The following is a 25,997-nucleotide window of genomic DNA, read 5'->3' as shown; positions in this document are numbered from 1 at the left end:
CGACGCTTCCTGCGGCAACGACTGCATGACCGGCATCCTGCCGGCCTCAGGCATAAGACAAAGATACGGCGTGGCGGTCTTTGCCACAGAGTAGCTTTGACTTATGACCCCGAGACAATCGAACGGCGAAGGGTTCGATTTGCCGTATTTATGCGGTTTTTGCAGAAATTAAGGCATCCGCTTAGCGTCCGGAGTCTAGACGTAAAAAAAGCGTGTGGCTAGGCCATCACGCTTTTTCGTACGTATAAACAAGTTCATTCAATTTGGGATTGACATCTACATGGAGATCATGTTCATCGAAAAACCAGTAGTCCCTGTCTTCGATATAAAAATGAACACCGTTGATTTCCGTTTCGACCGCCAATTCGTCAGGCTTCTCTTTCATGATTCCTAGTGAAAAACCATCGTGCAACGGGCTGGAACCGCCATACCGGGCGAAAAATTTTATATAATCGCCTGTTTCGGCTTCCATCTCTTCTATAAACCAATTTAGTGCATCATCCGATAAAACGATTTTCATTTCAGTATCCCGCCTTTCGGTCGCTGCTTCCATTGTATTATAACCACTTCACTTTTGGCTCGGTTCCCGCTTTAATCCTAGCAATATTTGCCCTGTGCCTATAGAAGATGAATACGCCCATTAAACCGACAATGATCATTAGATAGAAATCACCCGACCAAATATAGAAGGCGAGACAGTAAATGAATCCGACAACTGCCACGATCATAGAGGAGAGGGATACCATTTTTGTTAACTTCAAAGCGATGAGGAACGTAAGGAGGACGATAATGAAAATCGGCCAGTTATATCCAAGTAAAACACCGCCTGAAGTAGCAACAGCTTTGCCTCCTTTGAACTTTGCAAAGACAGGAAACATATGGCCAATTACAGCGACTACTCCGAGTAGAAGCGGGTGAATCCCTGCTGAACTGAAATAAGGCAATAGTGGAAGCAGCACGGCAGCTGTCCCTTTTAAAATATCAAGAATAGTGACGATCAGACCTGCCGTTTTTCCTAGAACCCTGAAAGTGTTCGTGGCACCTAGATTCCCGCTTCCATGCTGTCGGACATCTGTACTATAAAAAAGTTTGCCGACCCACAATGCAGATGGAATGGAGCCGAGTACATAAGCAATTAGTATAAGAATGATAATTTCCATGATGTTCCCCTTTATCAGTAATGAGTATATATGTGTTTCAAGTTTAGCAGAACAGATGAATGCCGACAATGGAATGTGTCAAGTAATGTAATAAGCCAATTGTCTAGATTTTCCTCATCTCATTGCAATCAGCCGGTTTCTTCTATACAATTAATTGAGCGAGCTTCTTGAAACGTTGATTTGACAAGCTTTACAGGAAGCGATACGATAGTATATAAATAAAAAGAGAACATTCGTTTGATGGGGGTTGCGATTTGACGAAGAAGGAAGAAATTTACACATATGATGATGATTCGATTCAAGTGCTGGAAGGCCTTGATGCTGTAAGGAAACGGCCGGGAATGTATATCGGTTCCACGGATTCCAGGGGGCTTCATCATCTTGTCTATGAAATCGTCGATAACGCAGTTGACGAAGCGCTAGCAGGATATGGTTCTGAAATTGACGTTACGATACACAAAGACGGCAGCATTGGCGTACGGGACTACGGACGTGGGATGCCTACGGGAATGCATAAGACGGGAAAGCCGACGGTAGAAGTTATTTTGACCGTCCTTCACGCTGGCGGAAAGTTTGGGCAAGGAGGTTATAAGACGAGTGGCGGCCTACACGGTGTAGGCGCATCAGTTGTCAATGCCCTTTCCGAGTGGCTGGAAGTGACGATTTTTCGTGATGGGAAGAAATATAGGCAACGGTTCGAAAATGGTGGAAAGCCGGTCACTACATTAGAAGAGATCGGAACGACACGAGAAAAAGGTACTTTGATCCATTTCAAACCGGATCCAGCAATTTTTTCAACGATTAAATATCAATATGAATTGCTGTCGGAGCGTTTACGGGAATCAGCTTTCCTGTTAAAAGGCTTGAAAATTGACCTAAAAGAAGAAGGCACCGAGAAGCATGATGTCTTCCATTACGAAACTGGTATCGAAGCGTTCATCTCATACTTGAATGAAGAGAAAGACGTCCTTCATGATGTTGCATACCTTGAAGGGGTAGCAGAAGGGATTGAAGTGGAATTTGCGTTTCAATTCAGCGATGGCTATTCCGAAACGATTCTTTCATTCGTCAATAATGTGCGGACGAAGGATGGCGGCACACACGAAACGGGTGCGAAGACTGCAATGACACGCGTATTCAATGAGTATGCGAGAAAAACTGGAATATTGAAGGAAAAAGATAAAAACCTAGACGGTTCTGATATACGGGAAGGCATTTCAGCAATTGTTTCGGTCCGCATTCCTGAAGAAATCCTCCAATTCGAAGGACAGACGAAGGGGAAATTAGGGACGAGCGAAGCGAGAACGGCAACCGATGCAATCGTCTCACAGCAGCTGCTGTATTTCCTAGAAGAGAATGCAGAGCTGAGCGGCAACCTGATCCGTAAAGCAATCCGTGCCCAACAGGCGAGAGAGGCCGCACGCAAGGCGCGTGAAGATGCGCGTTCAGGTAAAAAACGTCGGCGCTCGGATACTCTCCTTACAGGAAAGCTGACACCAGCACAGTCGAGGAATGCTGCGAAAAATGAGTTGTACCTAGTCGAAGGGGATTCCGCCGGCGGTTCAGCGAAACAAGGGCGGGACAGGACATTCCAGGCAATTTTGCCTCTGCGCGGTAAAGTAATCAATACCGAAAAGGCTAAATTAGAGGATATTATGAAAAACGAAGAGATCAACACGATTATCCATGCAATCGGTGGAGGAGTCGGTGCTGATTTCCAAATTGATGATATCGCTTACGACAAAGTGATCATTATGACAGACGCAGATACTGATGGGGCGCATATCCAAGTGCTTCTCCTGACATTCTTCTATCGATATATGAAGCCATTGATCGAGGCGGGGAAGGTGTTTATCGCACTACCGCCACTTTACAAAGTTTCAAAAGGCGCTGGCAAGAAAGAGCAAGTAGAGTATGCATGGACGGAAGCCAATCTTGACGATGCGATCAAAAAAATCGGCCGTGGCTATATGCTGCAGCGTTACAAAGGTCTCGGTGAAATGAATGCAGATCAATTATGGGAGACGACGATGAATCCGGAAACCCGTACACTGATCCGTGTGACAATCGAGGATGGTGCGCAATCGGAACGTCGTGTCACTACTCTAATGGGGGACAAGGTAGAGCCGCGAAGAAAATGGATTGAGTCGAACGTCGATTTCGGCACCGAAGATCATAATATTTTAGAAAATGAATTTTTGCATGTTGAGGGGGATTTTGAATGACTTCAACCGAGCGATTCCAAGACTTGCCTTTGGAAGAGGTAATTGGCGACCGTTTTGGACGATATAGTAAATACATCATTCAGGACAGGGCCCTTCCGGACGCAAGGGATGGTTTAAAACCTGTACAAAGAAGGATTCTGTACGCGATGTTCCATGAAGGGAACACCCATGAGAAGGCATTCAGGAAATCAGCAAAAACAGTCGGGAATGTCATCGGCAACTACCATCCACATGGAGACACTTCCGTATATGACGCGATGGTCCGGATGAGCCAGGAATGGAAACTCCGCCATCTCATGATTGAAATGCACGGGAACAACGGTTCTGTAGATGGCGATCCGGCAGCTGCAATGCGATATACGGAGGCAAGGCTATCTGCAATTGCTTCGGAAATGCTACGTGACATTGGTAAGAACACAGTGGAGTTCATTCCAAACTTCGATGATACAGAACCCGAGCCGACCGTTTTGCCTTCCCGCTTCCCGAATTTGCTCGTCAATGGATCTACCGGGATTTCCGCTGGATATGCTACAGATATTCCACCCCATGCTTTACACGAAGTTATCGATGCAGTACTGATGAGAATGGATGAACCTAACGTGTCCGTAGAGCAGTTGATGACTGTATTGAAAGGGCCTGACTTCCCGACTGGTGCAATCATTCAAGGGACAGATGGAATCAAGACTGCGTATGAAACAGGCAGAGGCCGTTTCATCATCCGCGCAAAATCAGAAATCGAATCGTTAAAAGCAGGTAAATCGCAAATTGTCATCACTGAAATTCCGTATGATGTCAATAAAGCGAATTTAGTGAAAAAGATGGACGAACTCCGGTTGGATCGAAAACTAGATGGCATTGCAGATGTGCGAGACGAATCAGACCGTACTGGGCTGCGAATTGTTGTGGAATTGAAGAAAGATATAGACGGCAATGCAATTTTGCAATACTTATTGAAAAATACCGATCTTCAAGTAACGTATAACTTTAATATGGTCGCTATCTCGAATAGAAGACCGACGCTTATGTCGTTGCCGATGCTATTAGATGCATACATCGACCACCAAAAAGATGTCGTTACGAGACGCTCCGAGTACGATATCCAGAAAGCGAAAGACCGACTGCATATCGTGGAAGGTTTGATGAAAGCTTTATCGATCCTTGATGAGGTGATCAAGGCGATCAGGGCTTCAAAAGACAAGCGGGATGCGAAGAATAATATTATTGAAAAATTCGGATTTACCGAAGTTCAAGCAGAAGCAATCGTATCTCTCCAGTTATATCGATTGACGAATACGGATATTACTGAGTTGAAAAAAGAGGATGCAGAATTAAGGAAGCTGATCGATCAGTTGGATGCTATTCTGAAAAGCGATAAAAAGCTTTCCACAGTCATTAAGAAGGAGTTACTTGAGGTCCGTAAGCAATTCTCTGAACAAAGAAGGTCTGTCATCGAAGAGAAGATCGAAAACATCAAAGTAGACCTCGACATCCTTGTTCCGAGCGAAGAAGTCGTCGTATCGGTGACAAAAGACGGCTATGTGAAACGGACGAGCATACGTTCGTACAGTGCATCTAACGGCACCGGCCAAGAGATGAAGGAATCCGATTATAGTCTGTTGGAATCGGTCATGAATACGCAGCACCATTTGCTATTATTCACTTCTCTCGGAAATTATCTATATCAACCCGTGCATGAATTGCCGGATATCCGCTGGCGGGATCTCGGTCAACACATATCAAGTATCATTTCTCTTGAACCGAATGAGGAAATCATCTCGGCAATCGGAATTGAAAGCTTTGACGAACAAACATTAGTATTGACAGCTGCAGATAACGGAAACGTCAAGATGTCGAAGCTATCCGATTTCCAAGTGCAACGCTATTCTCGAACATTCAAGGCGATGAATTTGAAAAAAGGCGACCGGTTAGTCGATGTGCAACTCGTATCGGGTGAAGAAGATATAATCCTATTCAGCGAACAGGCATTCGCGTTGCGGTTTTCACTCACTGAGTTGTCAGTGACGGGTGTACGGACTGCTGGTGTACGAGGCCTCAATTTGAGGACGGATGACAAGCTTGCTTCCATGCTCGTCGTACGTGACGAAGCTGAGTCAATCCTAATTGCCACACATAGAGGATCAGTCAAGAGGATGGCTTTGAAGGAATTGGAGGTCGCCTCTAGGGCTCAGCGGGGCGTAGTTGTGTTGAAAGAGTTGAAAACGAATCCGCATCGGATTATTGGCACTCAATTTGTCAAACCTAGCGACACGATCATCCTATCGACTAGCAAAGATAATAAAGTTGCTGTCGATGCCGGATCATTGCGGCTCGTCGATCGCTATTCGAATGGAAGTTCGATGGTTGACGAAAGCAAAGAAGGAAAAGTGACTGCTCTATATAAAGAAGTGAAAGCTGAAACGAAAGCTTGATGAAAAGCGCCTGCTGGCAAGATGTCGGCAGGCGTTTTAGTACGTCTAAAGATGTAGTGACATTTGGAAGGTTTTAACGTATAATAGTTCGAAAGTCGAAATAAAACAAAAAAGAATAATGGGGAATGCGCATGTGGAAAAACCGTAACGTTTGGATCATTCTTGCGGGAGAAATGATTGCCGGACTCGGATTGTGGACAGGAATCATTGGTAATCTGGAGTTTCTACAAGAGAAGATCCCATCTGATTTCGTAAAGGCGATGATTTTATCCATCGGATTATTGGCCGGCATCATTGCAGGTCCGACAGCAGGTCGGATCATTGATCAGTCGAGGAAAAAGACTGTATTGATTGTAGCGGGTATGGGAAGGCTCGTCAGTGTTCTATTCATGTTGCTAGCCATTGCAACTGGATCTGTCTGGTGGATGGTTGCATTTATCATCTCCATCCAATTATCTGCAACTTTTTATTTTCCGGCATTACAGTCAGCTATCCCTCTTGTCGTTAAAGATAAAGATTTGCTGACGATGAACGGAATGCATATGAACGTTGCTACAATAGCACGTGTCATCGGTACAGCTCTCGCAGGCGTCATGCTCGTTTACTGGTCGTTGGCATCATTATATTGGGTATCGATGATTGCGTATCTGGCACTGTTGGGCTTCACGATGATGCTGAAGATCGATGAAGGGAAGGGGAGTGGGCGCTCCCAACGGAAAGATGGAGACAAAGGCGGGTTCATGGAAGTTTTTCCCGTTTTGAAAGCATATCCTGCAGTCGGCATGACACTAATTATGACGATGATCCCTTTGTTATTTATCGGGTCATTCAATCTCATTGTTATCAATATTAGTGAAATTCAAGATTCCGCATCGATTAAAGGATTGATTTATACGTTTGAAGGGATTGCCTTCATGATCGGGTCATTTGCAGTAAAGTTCATTACACGGAAATGGAAGACGACGGTCATTTTATTCTTCTTTGCATCAATGGTGGCAGTTGCTGAGTTCATGCTATTTTTTGCACATAATATCGTATTAACATTGGCTGCATTTGCTGTATTGGGCTTTGCATTAGGATGTTTTTTCCCAACAGCAATGGTCGTATTTCAGAAACAGATGCCGAAAGCGTACCATGGACGTTTTTTCTCATTCCGAAATATGTTGGAGCGAATCATGTTCCAAGTAGTATTGTTAAGCGCAGGGGCATTTTTAGATATCGTTGGGCTACAGACGATGGTCATTATTTTTGGAGTGATCAGCTTAAGTTTGACGTTGTTGTTTTTCATTCAAATGAAAAGAAGAAATATTGTTTTAGAAGAGAAACAAACAGAACCTGCAGCTGAAGTTATTTTATAATCCGCGGCAGGTTTTTTGTTTCATAAAAAAATCGGTTTCGTCTCACTGTTATAAGTATACTTCATTGTGATATTCATCTTCCTATAATATATATTATGTAAACTAAACTATTTTTGCGTAATATAAGGGTTTGCCCCCTGAACTCCCCATAATATCGGTTATTAGGAACCTGTTTTTCATAAGTTCCTCATAATAATATTGAACCATAATTGCCTTACCGAACGATAATTCCCTTCTTCCGTACACATTATTTATTATCGTTCATTCACATCATTTGGAGGTGCTTGTTACTATGTTGCTGCAAGATGCTATTGATGAGTTTATCCTTTACATCGAGATTGAAAAAATTACTCGAAAAATACGGTTTCCAGTTACTCTTTAGATTTGAAAATGTTTCACGATTTTCTAATTGCGCACGAGCGTTCTCTACATCTGAACGATATAAATAAAACGATTGTACGCCGCTTTATCCAAGAAAAAGTTGCAAAAGATCAACTGAAACCACGTACTCTACATCGGAAAATCTCTAGTCTTAAATCTTTTACAAAATATTGCACGCAAGAAAACTTTTTAGATAATGACTTCATGATTGGTATTGAGAGACCAAAAGTCGATGATAAACTTCCTGTGTATATGACGTTACCTGAACTACGCAAACTCTTTGGATATCTAGATCAAAACACAAGTCGCTTTGCACTTAGTTTCTTGCTACATCAGGTATGCGACGTTCTGAATTGGTCGGTCTCATATGGGAACAGATTAACTTAGATAGCAAAACAGTAACGATATATGGTAAAGGGAAAAAAGAGCGCTTAGTTCCCCTCCATCCAATTACGATCCCATTGTTTGAAAAGTATCATATGAGTCGTTTAGAGCATCAGATACACCCTTCTCAGCCTGTATTTCTAAATAAAAATGGAAACGCCCTAGATCCCCGCGGATTACATAAGATATTTAAAGAAATACTTGAAAAAGCAGGTTTGCCGCCACAACGCTTTTCATTACATCATTTACGTCATACTTTTGCTACCTTGCTGCTACAGGAAAATAAAGAAAACGTGGATCTTCGTATTGTTCAAGAACTACTTGGCCATGAAAGCCTAGCTACAACTCAGATGTACACTCATGTAGACTTTGAACAAAAAAAGAAAGCAATCGATTCTTTTGTGCTATAAAAAAATAAATAAGGTCTAAATGAACTATATAGGATTTATACGTTCCAAAATCAGTTTACTTTTCAATTTCACAGATTTTAATAGTAGACATAATATTATTATAAACCACTAACCGCTAAAAAGCGGTTAGTGGTTAGTGGTTTATAATGCTTTATAGACATTATTTCAAAGGATTATAAAAGCTAGGATAATGTGATCCATAGCTATACGCAGGTCTTTCTTGCCTATAACCATAACTTTGTTGCTGCTGATACGGATTTACTTGGTATGGTGTCTGATATTCCATCAATTGCGGTTGCGGATATCCAAATTGTTCAAATGGAATATTCTTTTCTATCATGCGAGTGTTTGCAAGTTGCTGCTGAGCTTGTGTGAATGCAAAATTGATTATATAGTTTTGGAATTGATGAATTTCATTTTCATCTCTCTTAACAAATGCAAATACATTAGGGAGATCGTGTTCAATTCGTTCAATATCTAAAGTGATATTATTTTTTCGTTCTAAGTTTAACGCTGTTTCAAAGAGAGTTTCGATAATTAATTGTCCAGTTTGAATTTCTTTTATATATTTTTGATCGCTTAAAATATAGCTCTTGAGGTTCCCCTTCTCAAAATCGGAGTGATTCAATAAATACTTGATACTATCATGCATAACACCCATCTCACTAAATATTGTCGATATAGAATATCGGAATCCGTGTGGGGTAAAATATTTCTCTGTATTTGTATATAACTTTCTACCTTCAATGACTGAATTTTTATCAGCCGCCACTTCCCCTGGCTTGCAATCCCGCACCGTGATCCAACCAAGAGAAATGCATAAATTTCTTGTGATTGCATTAAATTGTTTATTCTCTAATGGCTTGCCACGCATCCCATACAATAGCTGTTCATTAGAATCTAAGTTGCAATCTTTAATGTACTTCTGCAGCATCGCAAACAATTTTGGAGGCAAAGGCAAAATAAAGTCTTTGTTTTTCGAGTTTGTATCCGCCGCCTTATGACTAAACTCCAAACGCCCTTCCGCCGTTACAGATTTAACCAGTAGCTTACATAAAGAGGAATTACGTAAACCGGTATACATGGCGATTAATGTTGGCATTAGTACATTTTTCCCTTCCTGATTTAGCTTAAAAGCAGCTTTGTACACCTCATAAAGTTCCTTTAGAGATAATGCTCGTTAGTGATGACCATTACTATTAACAACACCTTTATCAACTTCTATGAAAACATTTGCTTTCAAAATGCCAAGGTTTATAAGGTAACTATTAAGAGATTTAAGGCTAGCTACCCGTTGTTTAATTGTTCTCTCGCTATATCCCTCTTCACGCAGCTCAGTTGTCCATGCTTTGGCTAATAAGAAGTTGATGTTTTTCACACTCGGATCAACTTGCTCAGCTTCCATAAACTCTTGGAATGCATATATATTTTTGTGATAAGCGGCTTTCGTGTTCTCTGAATGATTGTGATGCTCATTAAAATGTGCATAACACTCCAATATGGTGCTGTTTTCATTGATTGATAAGTTGTTCATAATTAACTATCTCCTTTTTCAAACGACAAAAACCCCAATTCTAATAACCTATTGAATGCGTGGCTCCGCTTCAACAAGCAATTAAAATTGGGGTTTTCCCTTTTCCGAATATTGGATTGTCGTATAATTTATTAACATCTTAACATAACTTTGCACTAAGTCAATAGTTTTTTAACATAATTCTAGAGAACTTAGATTATGCTCCTAATTTAAATTTATTGCCAATCAGTAATGGTTCTAATTTATCCAAAACTCACGGCTGCAATTGTGTTTCTTTTTTAGGTACTATCCGCTTTTACCATCCCAAATCATTCAAATTAATGTAATTATATTGCATGAGACCAATTGCATCTAATGTTTCCAAAATGCCGTGTGTGCGCCTTATCCTTTTAATCGAGGTAAATATGCCCCTAAGCTCTTCTAAGGTCCTTACGCACGAACGTAGACTGTTAAGTTATCCTTGTAATCCTATTCATAATTCCGCTTATGGATTGTAGGTAAAAAATTATCATCTAATTTATTTCTCCAGTCCCTGTCGTAAATTAATTGCGGCTTCCCCTCTAACATCTACCAATGCTTGAGCGTGGCGGCGGCTCGATAGTCACTATTGCTAACGTGCGCAGTGACAAAACGATTCCTGCGTATATCGCTTCAAAGAACGGTATTGCTGGGTTAATCAAGAACGTTGTACTGGAATAAGGCAAACAAGTGATCCGCGTCCACGCCATAACCCCTGGCGCATTGAACACACGAAGCTGCGCGCGAACATCGAGAAGGAGCCGCGGTACGAGGAATGGATCAACTCATGAATACCGATAGGCCTCGTCGCTGAGCCTTCGGAGGTCGCACAGGCCGAATTGATGTCGGTTGGACAGTGAGATGATGCCACGTCAGCGACGTCTCGGAAGTGCAGATCGTCGCTGGGAATGTCGATTGGATCTATGACGAGTTGAAGAAGAATTAGTATCGATCTGAATGAACAATTTCTCTATCCTTTATTACATCATCATACGGCCCATGCCAGGCTTGCCGCCGCCTGCACCAGCTCGCTTCTGGGAGATCTGCAACGACTGCATCCGCAGAAAAGACATTGCCGCCACGGTTGTAGCGTTTTGAAGTGCGGAGCGTGTAACTTTTGTTGGGTCGACGATATCCGCTTGCATCATGTTGAACCACTCGCCTTCTACTGCGAAGAAGCCGATGCTTGACTTCTTCGCGTTTCAAGCAATTGATAATTATGAAGAAATGGCCTTACATCAAACTTATCCAATTCCTGATTCAATAAGGGCGGGACATCATTATTTTGAATATAACAACACATGCATAAATATTAAATTCTCCAGCTACTAAATAATAGAGTTCTTCAGTTGAATACAACTTTGAGTTATTAATTTTTACTCACTTATAATATAGCTTTTTTATCTTTGTTTACAAAAACCTTGAAAAAACAGCTCATATAAATGTAGATCCTCCTATTTTGTGAATTCACTAATAAAAGTCACCTATTATATGTTCTAGACGACTCTTTCTTCAAGGGTTAAGATTTCGAAACATTATAAAATCCAAATCTACCTTGAGTATGGTCTTTAGTAAACTCAATGAGATTAATATCCTTATTGATATTTATGGGTGGTACTTTATTTTCAAAGAGAATAATTTGAGTATCTTTGTAATTTTTCGCAAGGTCTTCAAAGAACGATTGTTGGATATTATTCGGAACTATTTCATCATCATTATCTTTACTTTTTTGTTTTGCTTCTTTGAATGTAGTAACAGGAGAATCTAGAATTACAAAACCAGGATGTGGAAGATTCTTATTCTTGCAAAAGCGTAATAACCCAATAACAAAAGCACTGTATAACAATGCCCTATATCCCTTACCAAAATCGGAGCGTTGCTTATCTGATATCAAAAGCTCTATAACCCTATTTCTTCCAACTAAAACTTCCTCCAATTCAACTTCAATTTCCTGCTTATTATCGAAAGCCCATCCCTCTAAAATATTTGATATGTAATCCTTAAAATCTAAATCATTAAGTACACTTACTAGTTCAACCGCATTTGTTTTATTTATATTCTTTGTATCTTTTTGATTACTTAAAGTCTCACGCAAGATTAGGAAGTCATCTAATTTATCTTTTAATGCCTTTACTTCAATAAAGGTTTGATTGAATTTTAATACCTCATCAATTTTCTCTTTAATTTCTTCCGACTTTGGTCTTAGAACTTCACTTATATCACTTTCAATTTTTTCATATTCCCGTCTTTTTTTATACAAGACGTTATTAATTTCTTCTAGCTCCTTTTTTAAATCAGAGGAAGACTTTTTTAGATCTCTAATATTAAGTTGAATTTTATCTATTTCTGCCAGACAAGACATATTAACACTTTCCACATCAAATTCTTTTGAAGTTTGACACTTATCATTCTCAATAGGCGTTCCACAAAACGGACAACTTACCGTATTGAGTTGGGAAAAATAATGGGTGCCTTCGTTAATAAATTCTAATCGCTTAATATCTGCATTATATTGTTCTTCCAATAGATTAAAACGTACTAACAATGCATTTATTACAATAGATCTAGATTCTCTAAATTTAATGTCCTCTAAACTTTCTTGTCTTTTTATATTTAGGTTATCAATATTTTGATTGATAACACTAAATTCCTCTTTTAACAATTTTATTTCCAAGATAGCATCATCTTGGATTTCCTCCTTCGTATTAAAACTATTCAGCTCAGTCCTTGTATTCTCAATCATTTCATCCAAAATTTCCAGCTTAGCAAATACCTTAGCTTTTATTATTTCAGGTTTTTCCGTTTCGTCTAATTGACTATCGTCTTCTCCGGTTAGAAGTAGTTTCAAAACTGATTTCTCCAGCGTGGCATCAGCGTATTGTCCTGAGTGAATTGGAGATTTTTTTGAAATTATTCTTTCCTCACTAATAGTAATGTAATTTCTTAAATGTCTGAAACTCAAGGAAATCTTCTTATTATTCCCATTTTTCTTAATCCAATTTGTTTTTGTAAACCCTGATAAACTTAAGAGATAGCCTGATATGTTATTAGTCTTCCCCGCTACGTGAGATTCAAATAGTAACTTAGGTTTTACTGAACCTATTTCATTAATATCACTCAAATAAAGGTTAATGACTCCTCCTTGAAGTTGTCGCTCTAATGTTACAATCTTGCCATTTGTAGTGATTTCCAATAGAGCAGTTTCATATCCTTTCCCTTCTGGAATACTTTTAGGCTTTTCACTCGATCCTAACAGAAAATTTATACACTCAAATATATATGTTTTACCACTATCTGAAGGTCCAGTTATTATATTTAATCCTTTCTCAAATCCAACAAATACTGGTTTAACCATCGGACCGATCAGCATCAATTTGTTTATAGTAAAACCACCCATTAAATCTCCCTCCTTAAGAAAGATTCGTTTACGAATTCTCCTCCCCATCTATCTACGTTATTTCGAATATACTCTTTCAACTGATTATTAGAGTAATCTTTAAAATGTAATTTCACCCAGTTTGATTTTGATTTTAGTTTATGCGAGTAATCCGTTTCAAAGTATCTTAAAAACGGACCGGTAAGAGTATTAGCAGAATAAACTATCCCTTCTTCTTCAAAACTTTTCTTTAAAAGCTCTCTACTTTCCATTAATTCCAGTCCATCTTGAATTAGTTGTCTTCTTACAAATAATTCACCCGATCTATGTGGCGTAGGGGGATGTAAGCTATCTTCACATTTTAGAACATCTCCTGTATGTAATATCAAGTAATCATAGATCACTAGCCTGTCTAGGTCTATTACGTCGGGGCTTATTGCATCCAATATTATTAATGTTCTTAACCCTATTTCGAGTGGGGTATTGATTAATTTAATTTCACTCATTAGAAGTCACCCAGTCTATTTTATTTTCATTGGCCAAATGATGACACATTCCATGCTGATCATTTTTCGTTAAAACTGAATTTAGAGGATTATTGTTCGTTAAATTCATTAGTCTAGCTTTTTCAGTTACACTTTTCACTCTTTCATATCCACTTGAAAAACTTCTATCTTCGACGGTATCAACGATTCCATAAAATAGTTCATCTTTTAATTCTTTAAAGGCATTTACATTTGGAGGAATAGTATCCCTTTCAAATTTCATCAATGAATCGGCTTGATAAAAATGAGTCCGTTGTCTTTGAAAATGACCGATTAATGATCCTAGTTCTTCTTCTTTAGTTATGCTACTTTTTGTATAATCCTCATATGCCCTAAAAAGTTTATTAACGTATGTAAGTTCACGTTCATGCACTTCTTCTGGAGGTGCTAAAGGTTTAGGTCTTGGCTTATGAAGCCCCCCGCCAAATCTATAAGAAAAATACGGTGTCTGTCTGTGTTGTTCAATTAATTCATGAGGATCTAAATATGTGAAGATACCAAAGTCAATATTGGTGTCGATGTGCAATAACAAATCTTTATCTAACTCGATATGCTTTGTGTTAGTGATCTTCTTCTTAACACTATTCTCCCAATTTTCAATGAATTGCCTTTTTAATTCTTCTGGGTCATTTAACAAGTCATGTAGCGCTATAGATACACTGTTAGCACATACAAAATAATAATTTTGCGGAACGTTATAAGCCTTAATATATGTGTAATAACATAACTTCCCAATCTCCAACCAAATATCCGAAGGGTTTAAAGCATTTTTATAATGTTTACACTGATAGTTATCCCATATTAAATTTTCCTTTTCTTCTCGATAGTTTTTATAACCGATAACATCCCTCCCCATATCTCCTGCGCCGCCACATCTATATACTTTATTATATTTTGTCTTCAAATAACCGTCTGCCCATTCTCTGATAATATCTTCAAATTGTTTATCAGAAAAAGTCTTAATTTTATCAATTGGAGCGATTAATGTACCGAGTATTAACTGTTGGTTAGTTAACTGATGAGTGACCTCTGGCGCACTAATATCCAACATCTCATATTTAATGAATTCAGCCATAAAACTCCTCCTATAGAATTAAATAATATAAATTCCACTTCTTATAGTGAAAGTCAAAATTACAAATTTCTTCCTAATAATATTGATACTATTCTATCAATCTTCAAAAGACTTCACAAGACAATTACTAGCACTGTCTCATGTAGAGGCGGGCATGTTGCAGATATATATACCAATCTCTCCCATACTTTTAGGGCGATTTTTATATACCTATTTTCATGCCCCTAAAATGATTGTTCATGCTGTAGCTTTAATTTGGAATATAAAGTGCAGCGAGTAAAGGGATTACATGAAGGGTTAATCTTTTCTGAAGCCTTTCTAAAAGCGCAAGCCTTCCTTAATTGGCTTAATTCAATAAAACCTGAGCCTAGTATACAAAATATAAAAAGGGTACGAGTGCCATAAAACACCCCTACCCTTTCTTTATTTAATTTGCACGGTACTTATTCAGTAATTCATGTATAGCCAATGTATACAGATCTGAAAGTCGTAAACGGGTTTTAGTAGCAAGCACTTTCATTTCTTCAATATAATCAGACTGTAAAGTAACCGTTGTTCTAACAGCAGCTTTATTCGTAAGATTTAATTGCATTAATGCTTCATGAATAGAATGGTCTTTAGAAATATTCGATTCTCGAGTCACTGTTGAGATTTTTTTCGCTGTTGTCATTCGCTTTTTGGAAACGACGTCTATGTCTTTTGGTTCCTTATCTGAATCACCTGTGTACCCCCATTTCCCCTCTTGCTCTTTAAATCCTAATCTAATCAACCTGGTTCGCAAAGTACTGGTCCCTAATCCTAACTGCTCACTAACTTCATATACATTCGCACCCGTTTCATTCAAATAATTAATAACCTCTCCTGCTGTCTTCATTTGTCATCTACCTTTCATCAAAAAGTCATCAGATATTGAAAATATATTTTCGTTTTACATAAACAATATACTTGACCAACTCTTATATTCGAAGACCTAATGATCTTTTTAATCAAAGTGATGCTTTAATGTATTGCAATGGAACAATACGGAGAAGCACAGTTACATAGTGATGCAAATTGACACGAAACACCTACAAGTTTGAATAGCAAGTGAGTCACCACTATTAATAGCTGAATACATCAAAGAAAGGAGTTTCCTTTATCCGTTACCAATAACAGATACCATGTACAAATGCCATGTAAACATATTTACTATAGTTTCCCTCTAATTTTCAAGGTGTTTCCCTATTCGTTTGGATTAACCGATACGTTTAAAAGATACCAATATACGGAGTAATACACTTATACAGCAGTTATTCGGGAGATTTATCTATCTCTCAGAAGTAGATACTATTTATAGATACCATGACGCAACGTTGATATTATTCTGTTTTGCTAACTTAAATATGCTTCATCATCAAGTACCTATCATTAGTCACGGTTAATCGTTACCATGGTGTATCCTTTAGCTTCATACCTACAAGTGGGTCTATTATAGATATACCCAGTTTTGGGTATGAACGACTTCATAGGCCTGAATCCTTCAAACCTTTGATATACCTGGTTTTTCACAATCGTTTTAAATGCCTCCGTGACGACTAATACCCTCTTGTAGCCCTTAATTTAGTCTAACTTTTAAATGTTTTTGCAGCTTCATTTTAAAAGATGAAAGAAGTTCAGATAACTATGTAAGTACTTTTATTGATGCACAGCAATAAAAAAAGAAGTTTCTTTTACGAAACTTCTAGAAAGCGAGAAATAATAATCATTGCTCTAAACTTCATTTCTTAACCCAACTTCAGCTCAGCAATATCAACCGAGAATAAGTCATAATACTTGTACATAAACATTTCGAATTGATCAGATGTAATTTTTTTTGATAATCCCAGAGACGACTCAGGAACAAGCATTTCTACAATTCGTTCATCTGCCTCGTCAACGGAATATGTTTTCATATCTGATTTAAGATATTGTAAAGAATTAGATGTATCACTCTTATATTCCCTCTTAATAGTACGCGTTTCTATAACTTCGGTGCCTAAATGATTAATATTATAATTTAATGAAAAATGATAAGTGGTTTCATTCAAAGTTCCCTACTCCTTTAATTTCATTTTCGGTTTACCATCATCCTCTTAGTAATTAGCAATAAGCGGCTCCCACTCAAATCTATTGTACCACTTTCCATTTTAGATGACTATAGTCGGTCGAATAAACCTTCAATTTATCTGTTAATAAATTGAGAGGTGATAAAATGAATGTAATTGAGGCCTATGGGATTGTTTTAAAGAAGCATCGTACAGAGGCAAAGTTGTCTCAAGAAAAACTAGCATTGAAATGTAACCTTGATCGCACTTACGTCGGAATGCTTGAGAGAGGCGAAAGACAGCCAACAATTTCAACGCTTTTTATTATTGCTGAAAACTTAAACATTTCAGCTTCAAATTTGATAGAAGAAGTAGAGCAACTTTTAGAAAATGCAACAGAGATTGATTGAACCTTAAATCCAATAATTTATTTAACAGTTCAGTTAAGGGCAGGAATTATTGACAGTATTAATCTAATCGGCATGTATTTCAACAGCAAATTACAATATAAATAGTATTTAAAAACGCTCATTCCAGAGCGTTTTTTTGACGTATATTTACTTGTAATATTTTCACTAAAGCACCCGATTGCTGAAGATTGTTATTGAAGTAAACTGCTCTACATTACGGTTCGCGGAAGCGTGCACTTTTTTGCACGGCTAATGTTGTGCTTTCTTTTTGCATTTTTGCTATTGACTTCGCATAGTTGGTCTTATACTGTACGATGCACTATTCAAATTGTTAGCTTTATAATCCGAGTCTGGCACCTACTTCTGCATACTCTATATCTTTTCTTTCTGCATTCCAATTACCCCCTGTTTGTCCGTCCCATATCGCTCCTGTTTCAACGAAACCGACAGACGCAAACAACTTCCGGACGGCTTCGTTTACCATCCAATATGATGTAGCAACTGCATCGGCTTTTCCTTGTGGAAACGACTTTATATAATCAATAACTTTCATCATTGCTTGTTTGCCAAATCCTTTGCCTTGATGCTTTTTATCAATCATAAAGCGATTAAGTCCATAAGTAGATTTATCTCCATATTTTTCACATAAAAGTGAACCTTCCGCCAGTTCGTAAAATCCAATATCGACATATCCAATGACTTCATCATTGTTGCATATAGCGAAGATTATAGGAGGTTTTTCGTCGTTGAGTATCTTTACATAGGCTTTAGCCAAACAATATATGCTGGAATCCACATTTCCTTTCTGATCGTCTGTTATGCTTAACTTCAACACTGCCTCAAAATTATCGTGGGTAATCTTTCTTAATTCAATCATTTTTCTTCCCTACTTCCGAAAATATAAATTCGCTGCATCTGCCCGTAACGCCGTTCCCGTCCCCAAGGACAAGGGTGAAGCGCAGCGCCGACAGGCGGCGTGTCCTGTCCGGCTGCTGCCCGCCCGATGCCATGCGGAACGCTAGGCGAGAGGCTCACACATTTCAACTCCAATAATCAAATCTTGTTTATTCTATTATTCGCCCTTTGTTATTCAAGTATCCTGACCCGTTAGCAGAAAGGTTGCCGCCTAATTTAACAATTGCACTCGTTTTATTTCTCGCCTGTTAGTATTCAACGAAATGGCCCGATTGCTGAACAACACTCTTCAACTAAACTGCCCCCTTTAGTTAAATAAGAAAGAGCCGTCTAAACAGCTACGATCTTCGAGTAAAGCTACCCGTTAGTTCAATAAATTATTAACGCAACAAGTAGCCGACAATTAGGAAGGCAAGTCTTACAGGTGTTACAAGTTGGAGAAGCCTTTCAAGGAAAAGTATTAGATTATCAGAGAATGAACTTGTCCCGTAATAAACAGATATAATCCGATCAGAGAAAGTATTATACCTACATAAAATGGCCAAGGATTATCTTCTTTTTCTTTGTCAAAAGTAAAAAAGGTAACTATGCAAAAGATAAGAGCAATAACAGGAATAAAGCCATATCGGTCTCCAAATGTGAAGGCAATTCCACCCATTATCATACCTATAAGCCCATAAGAATTTTGAGTTGGTTTTCTGCCTATGTATTCTTTGTCATCATTGGATAAGCCCTCGTTTCTGTCCCCCCATATGTCGATGACTTTCATTCTATTTAGAAATTCGATTGTTTTTTTAAATGCCTTCAAAAACCGCACCTGCTTTCCCGTTAATCCAGCCTCCATAAATTAATTACGATCTTTCGCAATCTGGCCGATTGTTAAACACAAGTTAAACAACACTTTTAAACTAACCTGCCACGTTAGTTGAATAGCAACAACCTTTTCAAAACAGCCTATATTATATGTAATTTGTACTCTGTACGGCTTAATTCTGCTTGTTTTGTATGAATTCCACGTTCTTCACATATCTTTGAAATCCACTCTTTATTTTCTTTTAAAGTTTTAGTTCCGAAAATTACAGCTGTAGGCTTAATCAATTGAAAACGTTGTTCTTCTTTTATAAAAGATATTAACCGCCATTCATTTTCGTATTCCCAACTATCAAATTTACTTAGGGCAGCTAGTTGAATTTCATCTATAGGAGTTCTATTCGAATAGTCATTTGTATCAAACAACTTATTTGTATATTTAACAGGTGAAAGTGATTGTATTGTTCTACTCGTATAATCAAGACTAGAGAAGTCATATTCAATGCAAATACCTTCATGGTTTTGGGCATAGTGACTCCACATAAGAATGTTGTCATGAGTTTCAGTGAAACACGCTACATATACAGTTGACTGATACAATTCGCTTAGGCTTTTTATGTAATCCTCATAAGTTTCCTTTGTTTGTTCAGTCATATATTTAATTTTTGAATTTAAGTCTTGGATAGTTAGTTCGTCTTGGTTTAGTGAATTCCCTAACAACCGTCCTAAGTCCTTTAACGGAACATCTTTAAAAAGGTTTTTTATTTCGCCGAAAAAATCTTCGAGATTTCGGTTTGGATAAAGATGAAAAAAACTTGTGCTGAAATCTAATAACACCTTTTCTCTAATTCTATTTAAATGAATTTCATAATCGACTGTTAAACCAGAATCATAAGGGTCGTTAAAGTTATACGCAGGGCTTAAAAAAGCAGTATCATTATTTAGTGTATCAGCTAAGTGTTCGTTGATTGGTCGATATCTATATAATTTCGGCGGTAGAATATCAAGTTTAGCTAATGTTAAGAGTGCTAAGTGATTCTCTTTTTCTTCCTGGCTAAACAAAATTTCAAAAAACTTATCTTTTGAAGTAGTATCGTACAATGGTTTTTGTCCCTCCTTACAAAATTTAAATAAAAACATTAACATAGGATCTGGTAATTAACTCTATACTTAAAGGCTTACAGAAGGATTATCTGAGGAATAATTTCTTTGATTGATTAAAAATAAACATATATTCCAACAACAATAACTATAACAATGCTAATAGTTACGCAAACATTTCCCCCAGTTTCCTTTGGCAAACCTCTTCTTAAACTAAGTTCAAAAGAAAAAAGAGTAGCCTAAGCACCCTACCCAATGACCTTAATTAAGCACCCGTTAGTTGAAAATATACTCCAGCAAACCGTAGCCTTAATATGGCTGTATAGACCTATTCAATCATCACCGTTTGCTTAAATTTATGAAACCCCTTTTCTTAATCCGCCCTATTGTTGAACGGGCGCAAGTCCTTGTTCCAGAATTGAACCCTATTGTGGAAGAATTACGTATTTTACAATGGTAAACTCATAATAAACTGTTCACCAATGGGACCAATTTTTCTTTGTCCCGTATCTTTGAAACCTACACTTGAGTACAGTCGCTTAGCAGGAATGTTTCTATGATTAACAGCTAATACAATTTCGTCACAGTTAGGAAATTCGGATTTAACAAAATCACTCAGTAAGAGCATAGCTTGTTTAGCATATCCTTTTCCTTGCTTAGCTTGATTAACAGAAGTTAACAATATTGCATTGGGATTATTTGAGTACTCCTTTATACGTTCAGTCGAATGTAACAAAAAGAAACCTACAGGTTCATTCTCACTCAAGATAACAATTCGATTTTGCCCTTCAGTCACCTCAAAAAACTTGTTTGGTAATGAAGTAAACTGCGCTTGCTCTTCAGGAAGTTCAAAGGAATTTAATCCCTCTGAATGTTCACTCAAAAAATGTTTTAACTCAACGTAATCCAGCGTTTCCATAGATGTTATTCCTCCTTGTTTTTTACTACATATCAGCGTAAAGTCATAAAATCGTCTCCCTCATTGTTGAGTAAATCTCAACAATATGGCCCGATAATGAAAAACGGTGCTTCTTTATGCCGTTAAAGCGCTCGATAGCAGGATAACAAGAAAGCCGTCAAGCAGCTCAATGATCTTCAAGTAAAGCTACCCGTTAGCTTAAAAAACTTTTTGATTCTAAGTCTATAATATCTACTAACTCATCTATTGTTCCAAAGCATTTTTCGATTTCAGGTAAATGATAAAATGTACTGGTTGTTTCAATGTTATCTACCTCTTTGTTCGTTGAATAAAGATAAATTTTTTTGTCGTTCCCCATAGCAATACCTAATTCAATATGGCTTCCTTTTCCTGCTGGTAATAAAACAACAACAAAATCCGCTTCTATCACAGCCTTTTTCTCCTTTTGTCCTATTGCCTTTAGTTCTTCCAATGTTCTTACGTTCTCATTTACAGTCCAGTCATATGTATGGATAAATCCTTTATCTTTTAACCTTTTGCTAACATATCTAACCTGTTCTATATTTTTTAAGCTTGATGCAATATAAAATTTCATAATTTCTCTCCTTAATATTATCAATTATTTTACTAACCCCTTCTTCAACTAAACTGCTCCGTTAGTTCAAGAACATTGACGTTTTAGTAGCTCAACGTTTTTCAAGTTACGCACCCGTTAACAACTTTAATTTTTTCTTTTTAATAAGCGATTTATTCCAACGACGAGAACAAGTATTGAAATCGGTAAAGTAAAAAAATCGTTTACGGGAGTAAGGAAGCCAAAAAGAAATATTAAAACACCCAGAATTATTAAGCCTATCCCCATGCAAATCCCCCCTTAAATAAGTATAATCATGATCATATTTTAGTTTAAATAAAAAACTTCTTATTTAACTAAACTGCTCCGTTAGTTGAATAAAACTCCGTTAGATTAAGTACATTCCTTTACAAGGTTATCCAAATTCTTTTTCATCAGAGTAAAAACTACTGGATGTCCATAAAATTCACCCTTATTTTCTTTCACTACCTCAAAGCCTTCTCTTTCATAAAAGGAAATATTGGGATTTCCTTTATACACTGTTAAAGATAAAGTAGCGGGTTCTTTGAATTTCTCAAGTCCTGTTAGCAATAGTAACTTTCCAAGTCCTTTTCCTTGATGATTAGGATGAATATATAAGGACTCTAAGAATACATCTTTATCGGATAGATTTCCTGAGAAAAAAGCATACCCCATAATCTCTTCACCATTTTCAGCTACCAAATTTAGAGAGGAACTAAACCGATTATTCATAGCCTCAGTAGAATAAGCATCCTTTAAAACTTTATCTTGTATATCTTCTGGAATAAACCGACTATATGTATTCCTCCACGTAGCAACTGCAATAGCCCTAACTCTTTCAACATCTGATAATTCCATCTCTCTTATTACCATAATTCATCCCCCAAATTTATTTGAATACTGTTTAACTATGTAATTCTTCATTCTTCTGTAAAAACCTTGTTCAACTAATTTGCTCCGTTAGTTTAAGTGACACCTTTCACAATATTTAAATTTATCTTACCGTAAGATATCCAATTCCTCAAAAAACCTTCTCTGGTATCTTCGCTGCGCTCAAAGAAAATCTTTCTCGTATTCTTCGCTATCGCTCAGAAATCTGAGCGTTGATATTAATTATCCTTATTGAACTAACCAGCTAATAGGATGTCAATATTTTTCTCTAAAAATCTAATTAACCTTATGTTATACTATTTTGAGCATGATAAATAGCCCTCCAAAAACCTTTTGGAAGGTTTTCTCTTTATTACTTACAACCGTTAATTACGCTATATCCAGGAAAGATTCTTTTCTATTTAATAAAGCATAAATCCAATGAAGCAGTTTGTTAATGCAGGCTACTATCGCTACTTTGGCAGGCTTACCTTCTGATTTCTTCTTATCATAGAATTCTTTCAGCTTTTTGTTTCTTGAACTTCTGATACCGCACAATACGGCAAGATACAAAGCATGGCGTAATCTACTTGAACCTCTTTTAGTAATACGATTGGTTGTGGCAGTAAACTTTCCTGATGAGTGGACACTAGGATCCACTCCTGCAAAGGCAACCAGCTTTTTCGGATGACTAAACCGATCGATTTCCCCAATTTCGGAGATAATCGTTGCAGCGATTTTTTCTCCGATTCCAGGAATCGATTGTACAACTTTGTATTCTTCCAATTCACTTGCCAAAGACACAATACGATTTTCCAACTCCGAAAGAAGTCCTTGGTATTGAAAAAGCAACTCAATATACATTTGAAGATTGATTAAATGACTGTCATACACCACTTTTTGAAATGGATTTCGAGATGCTGACTCCATTAATTTTTTTGCTTTATCCAACGCCCATAGACTAGATCTACTTGGACAAAACTCCATAATACACTCCGCTAGCTTACTTTCACCAGCCGCTATTACATCTTCTGAAGTAGGATATTTCTTTAACATCATTAAAGAAACCTTCGAATAAAGATCACCAAAAACCTTACGGTATTCAGGAAACACTTGATCTAGAATAGTGTGAAACTGCAGCTTAGCCTCCACATACATATTCGTCATAATCTCCTGTTGTCTTGAAAGATTTCTAAGATTTAATAGTTGAATTCCTCTGTTTTTATGAGTTTCAAAATCTTCTTTGTAATAAAGTACACACAACTGATACGCATCAATTGCGTCTGTTTTCACCTTTCGTAAACTGGATCTCTTAGCCTGATAAGAAATAATAGGATTAAGCAAGATATACAAAACCCCGTGCTCCTCCAAGTATTGAATAACAGGAGAATGATAATGACCTGTAGATTCTAAAATGACCATAGGCATTTGCCCAGTCATCACTTCAATCTCATTTAAAAAGTATATAAAACGATCTAACTCTTCTCTTGTATGCTTCATCGAAAAGCTCTTTCCGAACGGCTTCGATTTATCTAAAAATGCCTGAACTTGGCTCTCTCCTTTTGCCACATCCAAACCAACTACTGGATTCATTTTGCTTCCTCCTCTTGACTCACTCGCCAGTACCCCTAATCCTCCATGCAGTATCATAGCTTCGCTTGTTATACGAGATCTACGTCCCAACCAGCCTCAAACATGTTTCTACAAGTAGGGGGTGGACAGTTTAGTTCACGGGATCATCGTCCCACGCACCCGTACGTCCTACCCTGGCTACTGATATATTAAATCCTATAAAAATAAGGTCAACCAGTAAAAACTGGTTGACCTTATAATACGAAAGCACCCGTTAGTGCAAATAAGGTGATTAATTTTACTTGCTTTCATTTTCGAATAAGATAACGAATTTCAAAATGTTATTCAGAAATAAATCTTAAAAATGATTTCCCAGTATCTGTTGTACCTGATTGCCATAAACCATGTTCTGACATACTCGTATGAAGGGTATCGTAAACAATTAGACCTCTATCTTTCAAGTCTTTTACTATTTGATCATAAAATGTTCTTCTATTCTCTAATTCAGGGAACGCACTAACTAATAAGGATGACTTTCCTCCCATTGATATATTCGGCCTACTAATATCTGTAAAATAGTTTTCCGGAGAATTTAAAAACGACAAAATTCTTATGTGCCATTCATTATATTGATCTATATAGTTCAAAAACATTAACTTTTCGTTTTCATCTAAACTTAACTTTGGTGTATTTGAAATCGCATTCATTAAAGCAGCTCTTTTTTCTTCTTGATGTGTCTTTAATGCAATAGAATAAGCTTTCATAGCAATAGATAGGAATTCATCACTTTCAGCTAATTTATTTATGTCATACCCTTCCTCTTCAAGCATTGTTAATCTATTATCCATTTCCATTAATACTTCTTCTCTTCTTTTACTTGCCGGGTCAGCAAAAGCAACTCCAAAAAGTTCTGATAAAACTCCTCCTGCTATAGGAACAGAACCTACCGCACCTTTAACGATTGCATAACTAACTTCTTTTTTATTCATTTTAATAGCTCCTTATATTATAATTTCTTCTTCAATTAATCTGCCCCTTAGTTCAACAATAAAAAAGCCTTCTAAGCAGCTCCAATTCTCAAGTAAAGCACCTGATAGCCCTTTTTCATTTTTACCATTCAAGTGCATCTTCTTGTTTCAAACCAAAAACTTTACTAAACAATCCAAATAAATACAAAGCATTATCATTGCCACCACAGTAAAAAGGAGACAAAGAAACAGTTATCAAACTCCAAGTGTACAAGTCCCTCAAAGAAGTTAAATTAACGATGATTTTTTGTTCATCCATTAAACTAACCATAACTGTATCGGCATCTTCTTCAGCAAAATAATCTAAGTCCAAATCTAAGATAAGATCTGGTTTTTCTGTTAAAACCTTTACATTTTGAGAATCTATCTTTCCAAGAAATTCTTCAAGATTCCAATACCTCAAACCAACATATTTACCTCTTTCTAATATTTCTTTCACTGGCTTCATTTCAGGGTGAAATAAATTCCAATCTTCAAAATCAAATGGATCTTCGATGTGAGAGTATTGAGATATATAAATCACTTTATCAATAGTACCAGTTCCAACTGCAGGCCAGATAAAGTTTTCTATTTTCATTTTTCCAGCGACATCAAAAACATCTTCAGATTTTTCAATAGTATGCAAACCTTCAACTTCTAAACCATCCCAAATATCATCCAAATGAGCATCTACATGAATTAATGTTGCATTTGGTTTAATCTTCCCAGCCCTTTTGTGCAGTTCCCAAGCTGCAAATGCCCAATTATGATCAGCAGATATGTAAATTTTCTTATCAGGGAAGCAAATCCTAAAATCTTTAGGAATCGTCATAATTTCTC

Annotated in this window: 25 protein-coding genes and 1 pseudogene; 6 read left to right on the top strand and 20 right to left on the bottom strand. The window is 37.3% G+C overall.

All coding sequences use genetic code 11. From position 1 onward, the window contains the following. Positions 1-226: 226 nt before the first annotated feature. Positions 227-520: a HesB/YadR/YfhF family protein gene (locus AB1K89_RS01070; protein ID WP_413052980.1), complete on the bottom strand. Its 294-nt coding sequence runs from the start codon at positions 518-520 to the stop codon at positions 227-229. Positions 521-557: 37 nt separating this feature from the next. After that, positions 558-1,160, bottom strand: a complete 603-nt coding sequence (gene plsY / locus AB1K89_RS01065; RefSeq protein ID WP_413052979.1) for a glycerol-3-phosphate 1-O-acyltransferase PlsY — start codon at positions 1,158-1,160, stop codon at positions 558-560. A gap of 254 nt (positions 1,161-1,414) precedes the next feature. Here plsY and parE point away from each other — a divergent pair, with 254 nt between their 5' ends. From parE to AB1K89_RS01040, 5 genes are all read left to right on the top strand, one after another. Next, entirely contained in the window at positions 1,415-3,385 is a 1,971-nt protein-coding gene (parE, locus tag AB1K89_RS01060) for a DNA topoisomerase IV subunit B (RefSeq protein WP_413052978.1), read from the top strand. After that, complete coding sequence (gene parC, locus AB1K89_RS01055; protein ID WP_413052977.1) at positions 3,382-5,814, top strand: DNA topoisomerase IV subunit A; 2,433 nt, start codon at positions 3,382-3,384, stop codon at positions 5,812-5,814. Before parE ends, parC begins: the two co-directional genes overlap by 4 nt. 131 nt (positions 5,815-5,945) lie before the next feature. Then, positions 5,946-7,172: an MFS transporter gene (locus AB1K89_RS01050; protein ID WP_413052976.1), complete on the top strand. Its 1,227-nt coding sequence runs from the start codon at positions 5,946-5,948 to the stop codon at positions 7,170-7,172. Between the two features lie 390 nt (positions 7,173-7,562). Beyond that, positions 7,563-7,940, top strand: a complete 378-nt coding sequence (locus AB1K89_RS01045) for a site-specific integrase (protein ID WP_413052975.1) — start codon at positions 7,563-7,565, stop codon at positions 7,938-7,940. After that, positions 7,907-8,347, top strand: a complete 441-nt coding sequence (locus AB1K89_RS01040) for a tyrosine-type recombinase/integrase (RefSeq protein WP_413052974.1) — start codon at positions 7,907-7,909, stop codon at positions 8,345-8,347. The genes AB1K89_RS01045 and AB1K89_RS01040 overlap by 34 nt, the downstream gene beginning before the upstream one ends. Positions 8,348-8,507: 160 nt before the next feature. Here the strand turns inward: AB1K89_RS01040 and AB1K89_RS01035 are convergent, their stop codons facing one another. From AB1K89_RS01035 to AB1K89_RS01000, 8 genes and pseudogenes are all read right to left on the bottom strand, one after another. Then, positions 8,508-9,497 carry a tyrosine-type recombinase/integrase gene (locus AB1K89_RS01035; protein ID WP_413052973.1) on the bottom strand — a complete coding sequence of 330 codons (990 nt, stop codon included), beginning with the start codon at positions 9,495-9,497 and terminating at the stop codon, positions 8,508-8,510. A 30-nt stretch (positions 9,498-9,527) separates the two neighbouring features. Beyond that, complete coding sequence (locus tag AB1K89_RS01030; protein WP_413052972.1) at positions 9,528-9,881, bottom strand: site-specific integrase; 354 nt, start codon at positions 9,879-9,881, stop codon at positions 9,528-9,530. A 998-nt stretch (positions 9,882-10,879) separates the two neighbouring features. Next, positions 10,880-11,120, bottom strand: a pseudogene (groEL, locus tag AB1K89_RS01025) (chaperonin GroEL); the annotation flags it as partial. Positions 11,121-11,418: 298 nt separating this feature from the next. Then, a complete protein-coding gene (locus tag AB1K89_RS01020; RefSeq protein WP_413052971.1) occupies positions 11,419-13,296 on the bottom strand; it encodes an AAA family ATPase in 1,878 nt (625 codons plus the stop codon). Further along, positions 13,296-13,781, bottom strand: coding sequence for an ABC-three component system middle component 2 (locus AB1K89_RS01015; RefSeq protein WP_413052970.1), 486 nt, complete (start codon positions 13,779-13,781; stop codon positions 13,296-13,298). The genes AB1K89_RS01020 and AB1K89_RS01015 overlap by 1 nt, the downstream gene beginning before the upstream one ends. Then, positions 13,774-14,895 (bottom strand): ABC-three component system protein, encoded by a 1,122-nt coding sequence (locus AB1K89_RS01010; RefSeq protein ID WP_413052969.1) that lies wholly within the window; start codon positions 14,893-14,895, stop codon positions 13,774-13,776. Before AB1K89_RS01010 ends, AB1K89_RS01015 begins: the two co-directional genes overlap by 8 nt. A 427-nt stretch (positions 14,896-15,322) precedes the next feature. Next, positions 15,323-15,769 carry a ribbon-helix-helix domain-containing protein gene (locus AB1K89_RS01005; protein ID WP_413052968.1) on the bottom strand — a complete coding sequence of 149 codons (447 nt, stop codon included), beginning with the start codon at positions 15,767-15,769 and terminating at the stop codon, positions 15,323-15,325. An 889-nt stretch (positions 15,770-16,658) separates the two neighbouring features. Then, on the bottom strand, positions 16,659-16,961 hold the full coding sequence (locus AB1K89_RS01000; RefSeq protein WP_413052967.1) for a hypothetical protein: 303 nt from the start codon (positions 16,959-16,961) through the stop codon (positions 16,659-16,661). Between the two features lie 164 nt (positions 16,962-17,125). Here AB1K89_RS01000 and AB1K89_RS00995 point away from each other — a divergent pair, with 164 nt between their 5' ends. Beyond that, a complete protein-coding gene (locus AB1K89_RS00995; RefSeq protein ID WP_413052966.1) occupies positions 17,126-17,368 on the top strand; it encodes a helix-turn-helix domain-containing protein in 243 nt (80 codons plus the stop codon). Between the two features lie 337 nt (positions 17,369-17,705). On the opposite strand, the gene AB1K89_RS00990 is transcribed toward AB1K89_RS00995, so the two are convergent. The 10 genes from AB1K89_RS00990 to AB1K89_RS00945 form a co-directional block, all read right to left on the bottom strand. Next, complete coding sequence (locus AB1K89_RS00990; RefSeq protein ID WP_413052965.1) at positions 17,706-18,245, bottom strand: GNAT family N-acetyltransferase; 540 nt, start codon at positions 18,243-18,245, stop codon at positions 17,706-17,708. Further along, positions 18,242-18,403, bottom strand: coding sequence for a hypothetical protein (locus AB1K89_RS00985; RefSeq protein WP_413052964.1), 162 nt, complete (start codon positions 18,401-18,403; stop codon positions 18,242-18,244). Before AB1K89_RS00985 ends, AB1K89_RS00990 begins: the two co-directional genes overlap by 4 nt. Positions 18,404-18,743: 340 nt before the next feature. Further along, the gene (locus AB1K89_RS00980; protein ID WP_413053423.1) at positions 18,744-19,100 is read right to left on the bottom strand and encodes a cell division protein FtsK; all 357 of its coding nucleotides are present in this window, start codon (positions 19,098-19,100) and stop codon (positions 18,744-18,746) included. A gap of 137 nt (positions 19,101-19,237) precedes the next feature. After that, the gene (locus tag AB1K89_RS00975) at positions 19,238-20,194 is read right to left on the bottom strand and encodes a DUF2971 domain-containing protein (protein WP_413052963.1); all 957 of its coding nucleotides are present in this window, start codon (positions 20,192-20,194) and stop codon (positions 19,238-19,240) included. 448 nt (positions 20,195-20,642) lie between these two features. Then, the gene (locus AB1K89_RS00970) at positions 20,643-21,113 is read right to left on the bottom strand and encodes a GNAT family N-acetyltransferase (protein ID WP_413052962.1); all 471 of its coding nucleotides are present in this window, start codon (positions 21,111-21,113) and stop codon (positions 20,643-20,645) included. Positions 21,114-21,306: 193 nt separating this feature from the next. After that, the gene (locus AB1K89_RS00965) at positions 21,307-21,708 is read right to left on the bottom strand and encodes a nucleoside 2-deoxyribosyltransferase (RefSeq protein ID WP_251701117.1); all 402 of its coding nucleotides are present in this window, start codon (positions 21,706-21,708) and stop codon (positions 21,307-21,309) included. A 372-nt stretch (positions 21,709-22,080) separates the two neighbouring features. Continuing rightward, positions 22,081-22,581 (bottom strand): GNAT family N-acetyltransferase, encoded by a 501-nt coding sequence (locus AB1K89_RS00960; protein ID WP_413052961.1) that lies wholly within the window; start codon positions 22,579-22,581, stop codon positions 22,081-22,083. A 387-nt stretch (positions 22,582-22,968) separates the two neighbouring features. After that, complete coding sequence (locus tag AB1K89_RS00955) at positions 22,969-24,171, bottom strand: IS110 family RNA-guided transposase (RefSeq protein ID WP_413052960.1); 1,203 nt, start codon at positions 24,169-24,171, stop codon at positions 22,969-22,971. Positions 24,172-24,491: 320 nt separating this feature from the next. Further along, complete coding sequence (locus tag AB1K89_RS00950) at positions 24,492-25,139, bottom strand: hypothetical protein (protein WP_413052959.1); 648 nt, start codon at positions 25,137-25,139, stop codon at positions 24,492-24,494. A 121-nt stretch (positions 25,140-25,260) separates the two neighbouring features. After that, a complete protein-coding gene (locus AB1K89_RS00945; protein ID WP_413052958.1) occupies positions 25,261-25,989 on the bottom strand; it encodes a peptide arginase family protein in 729 nt (242 codons plus the stop codon). Between the last annotated feature and the right edge of the window lie 8 nt (positions 25,990-25,997).

This window comes from Sporosarcina pasadenensis, from assembly GCF_047228845.1.
Lineage (GTDB): Bacteria > Bacillota > Bacilli > Bacillales_A > Planococcaceae > Sporosarcina.
This window is presented reverse-complemented; position numbering and strand designations above follow the sequence as displayed.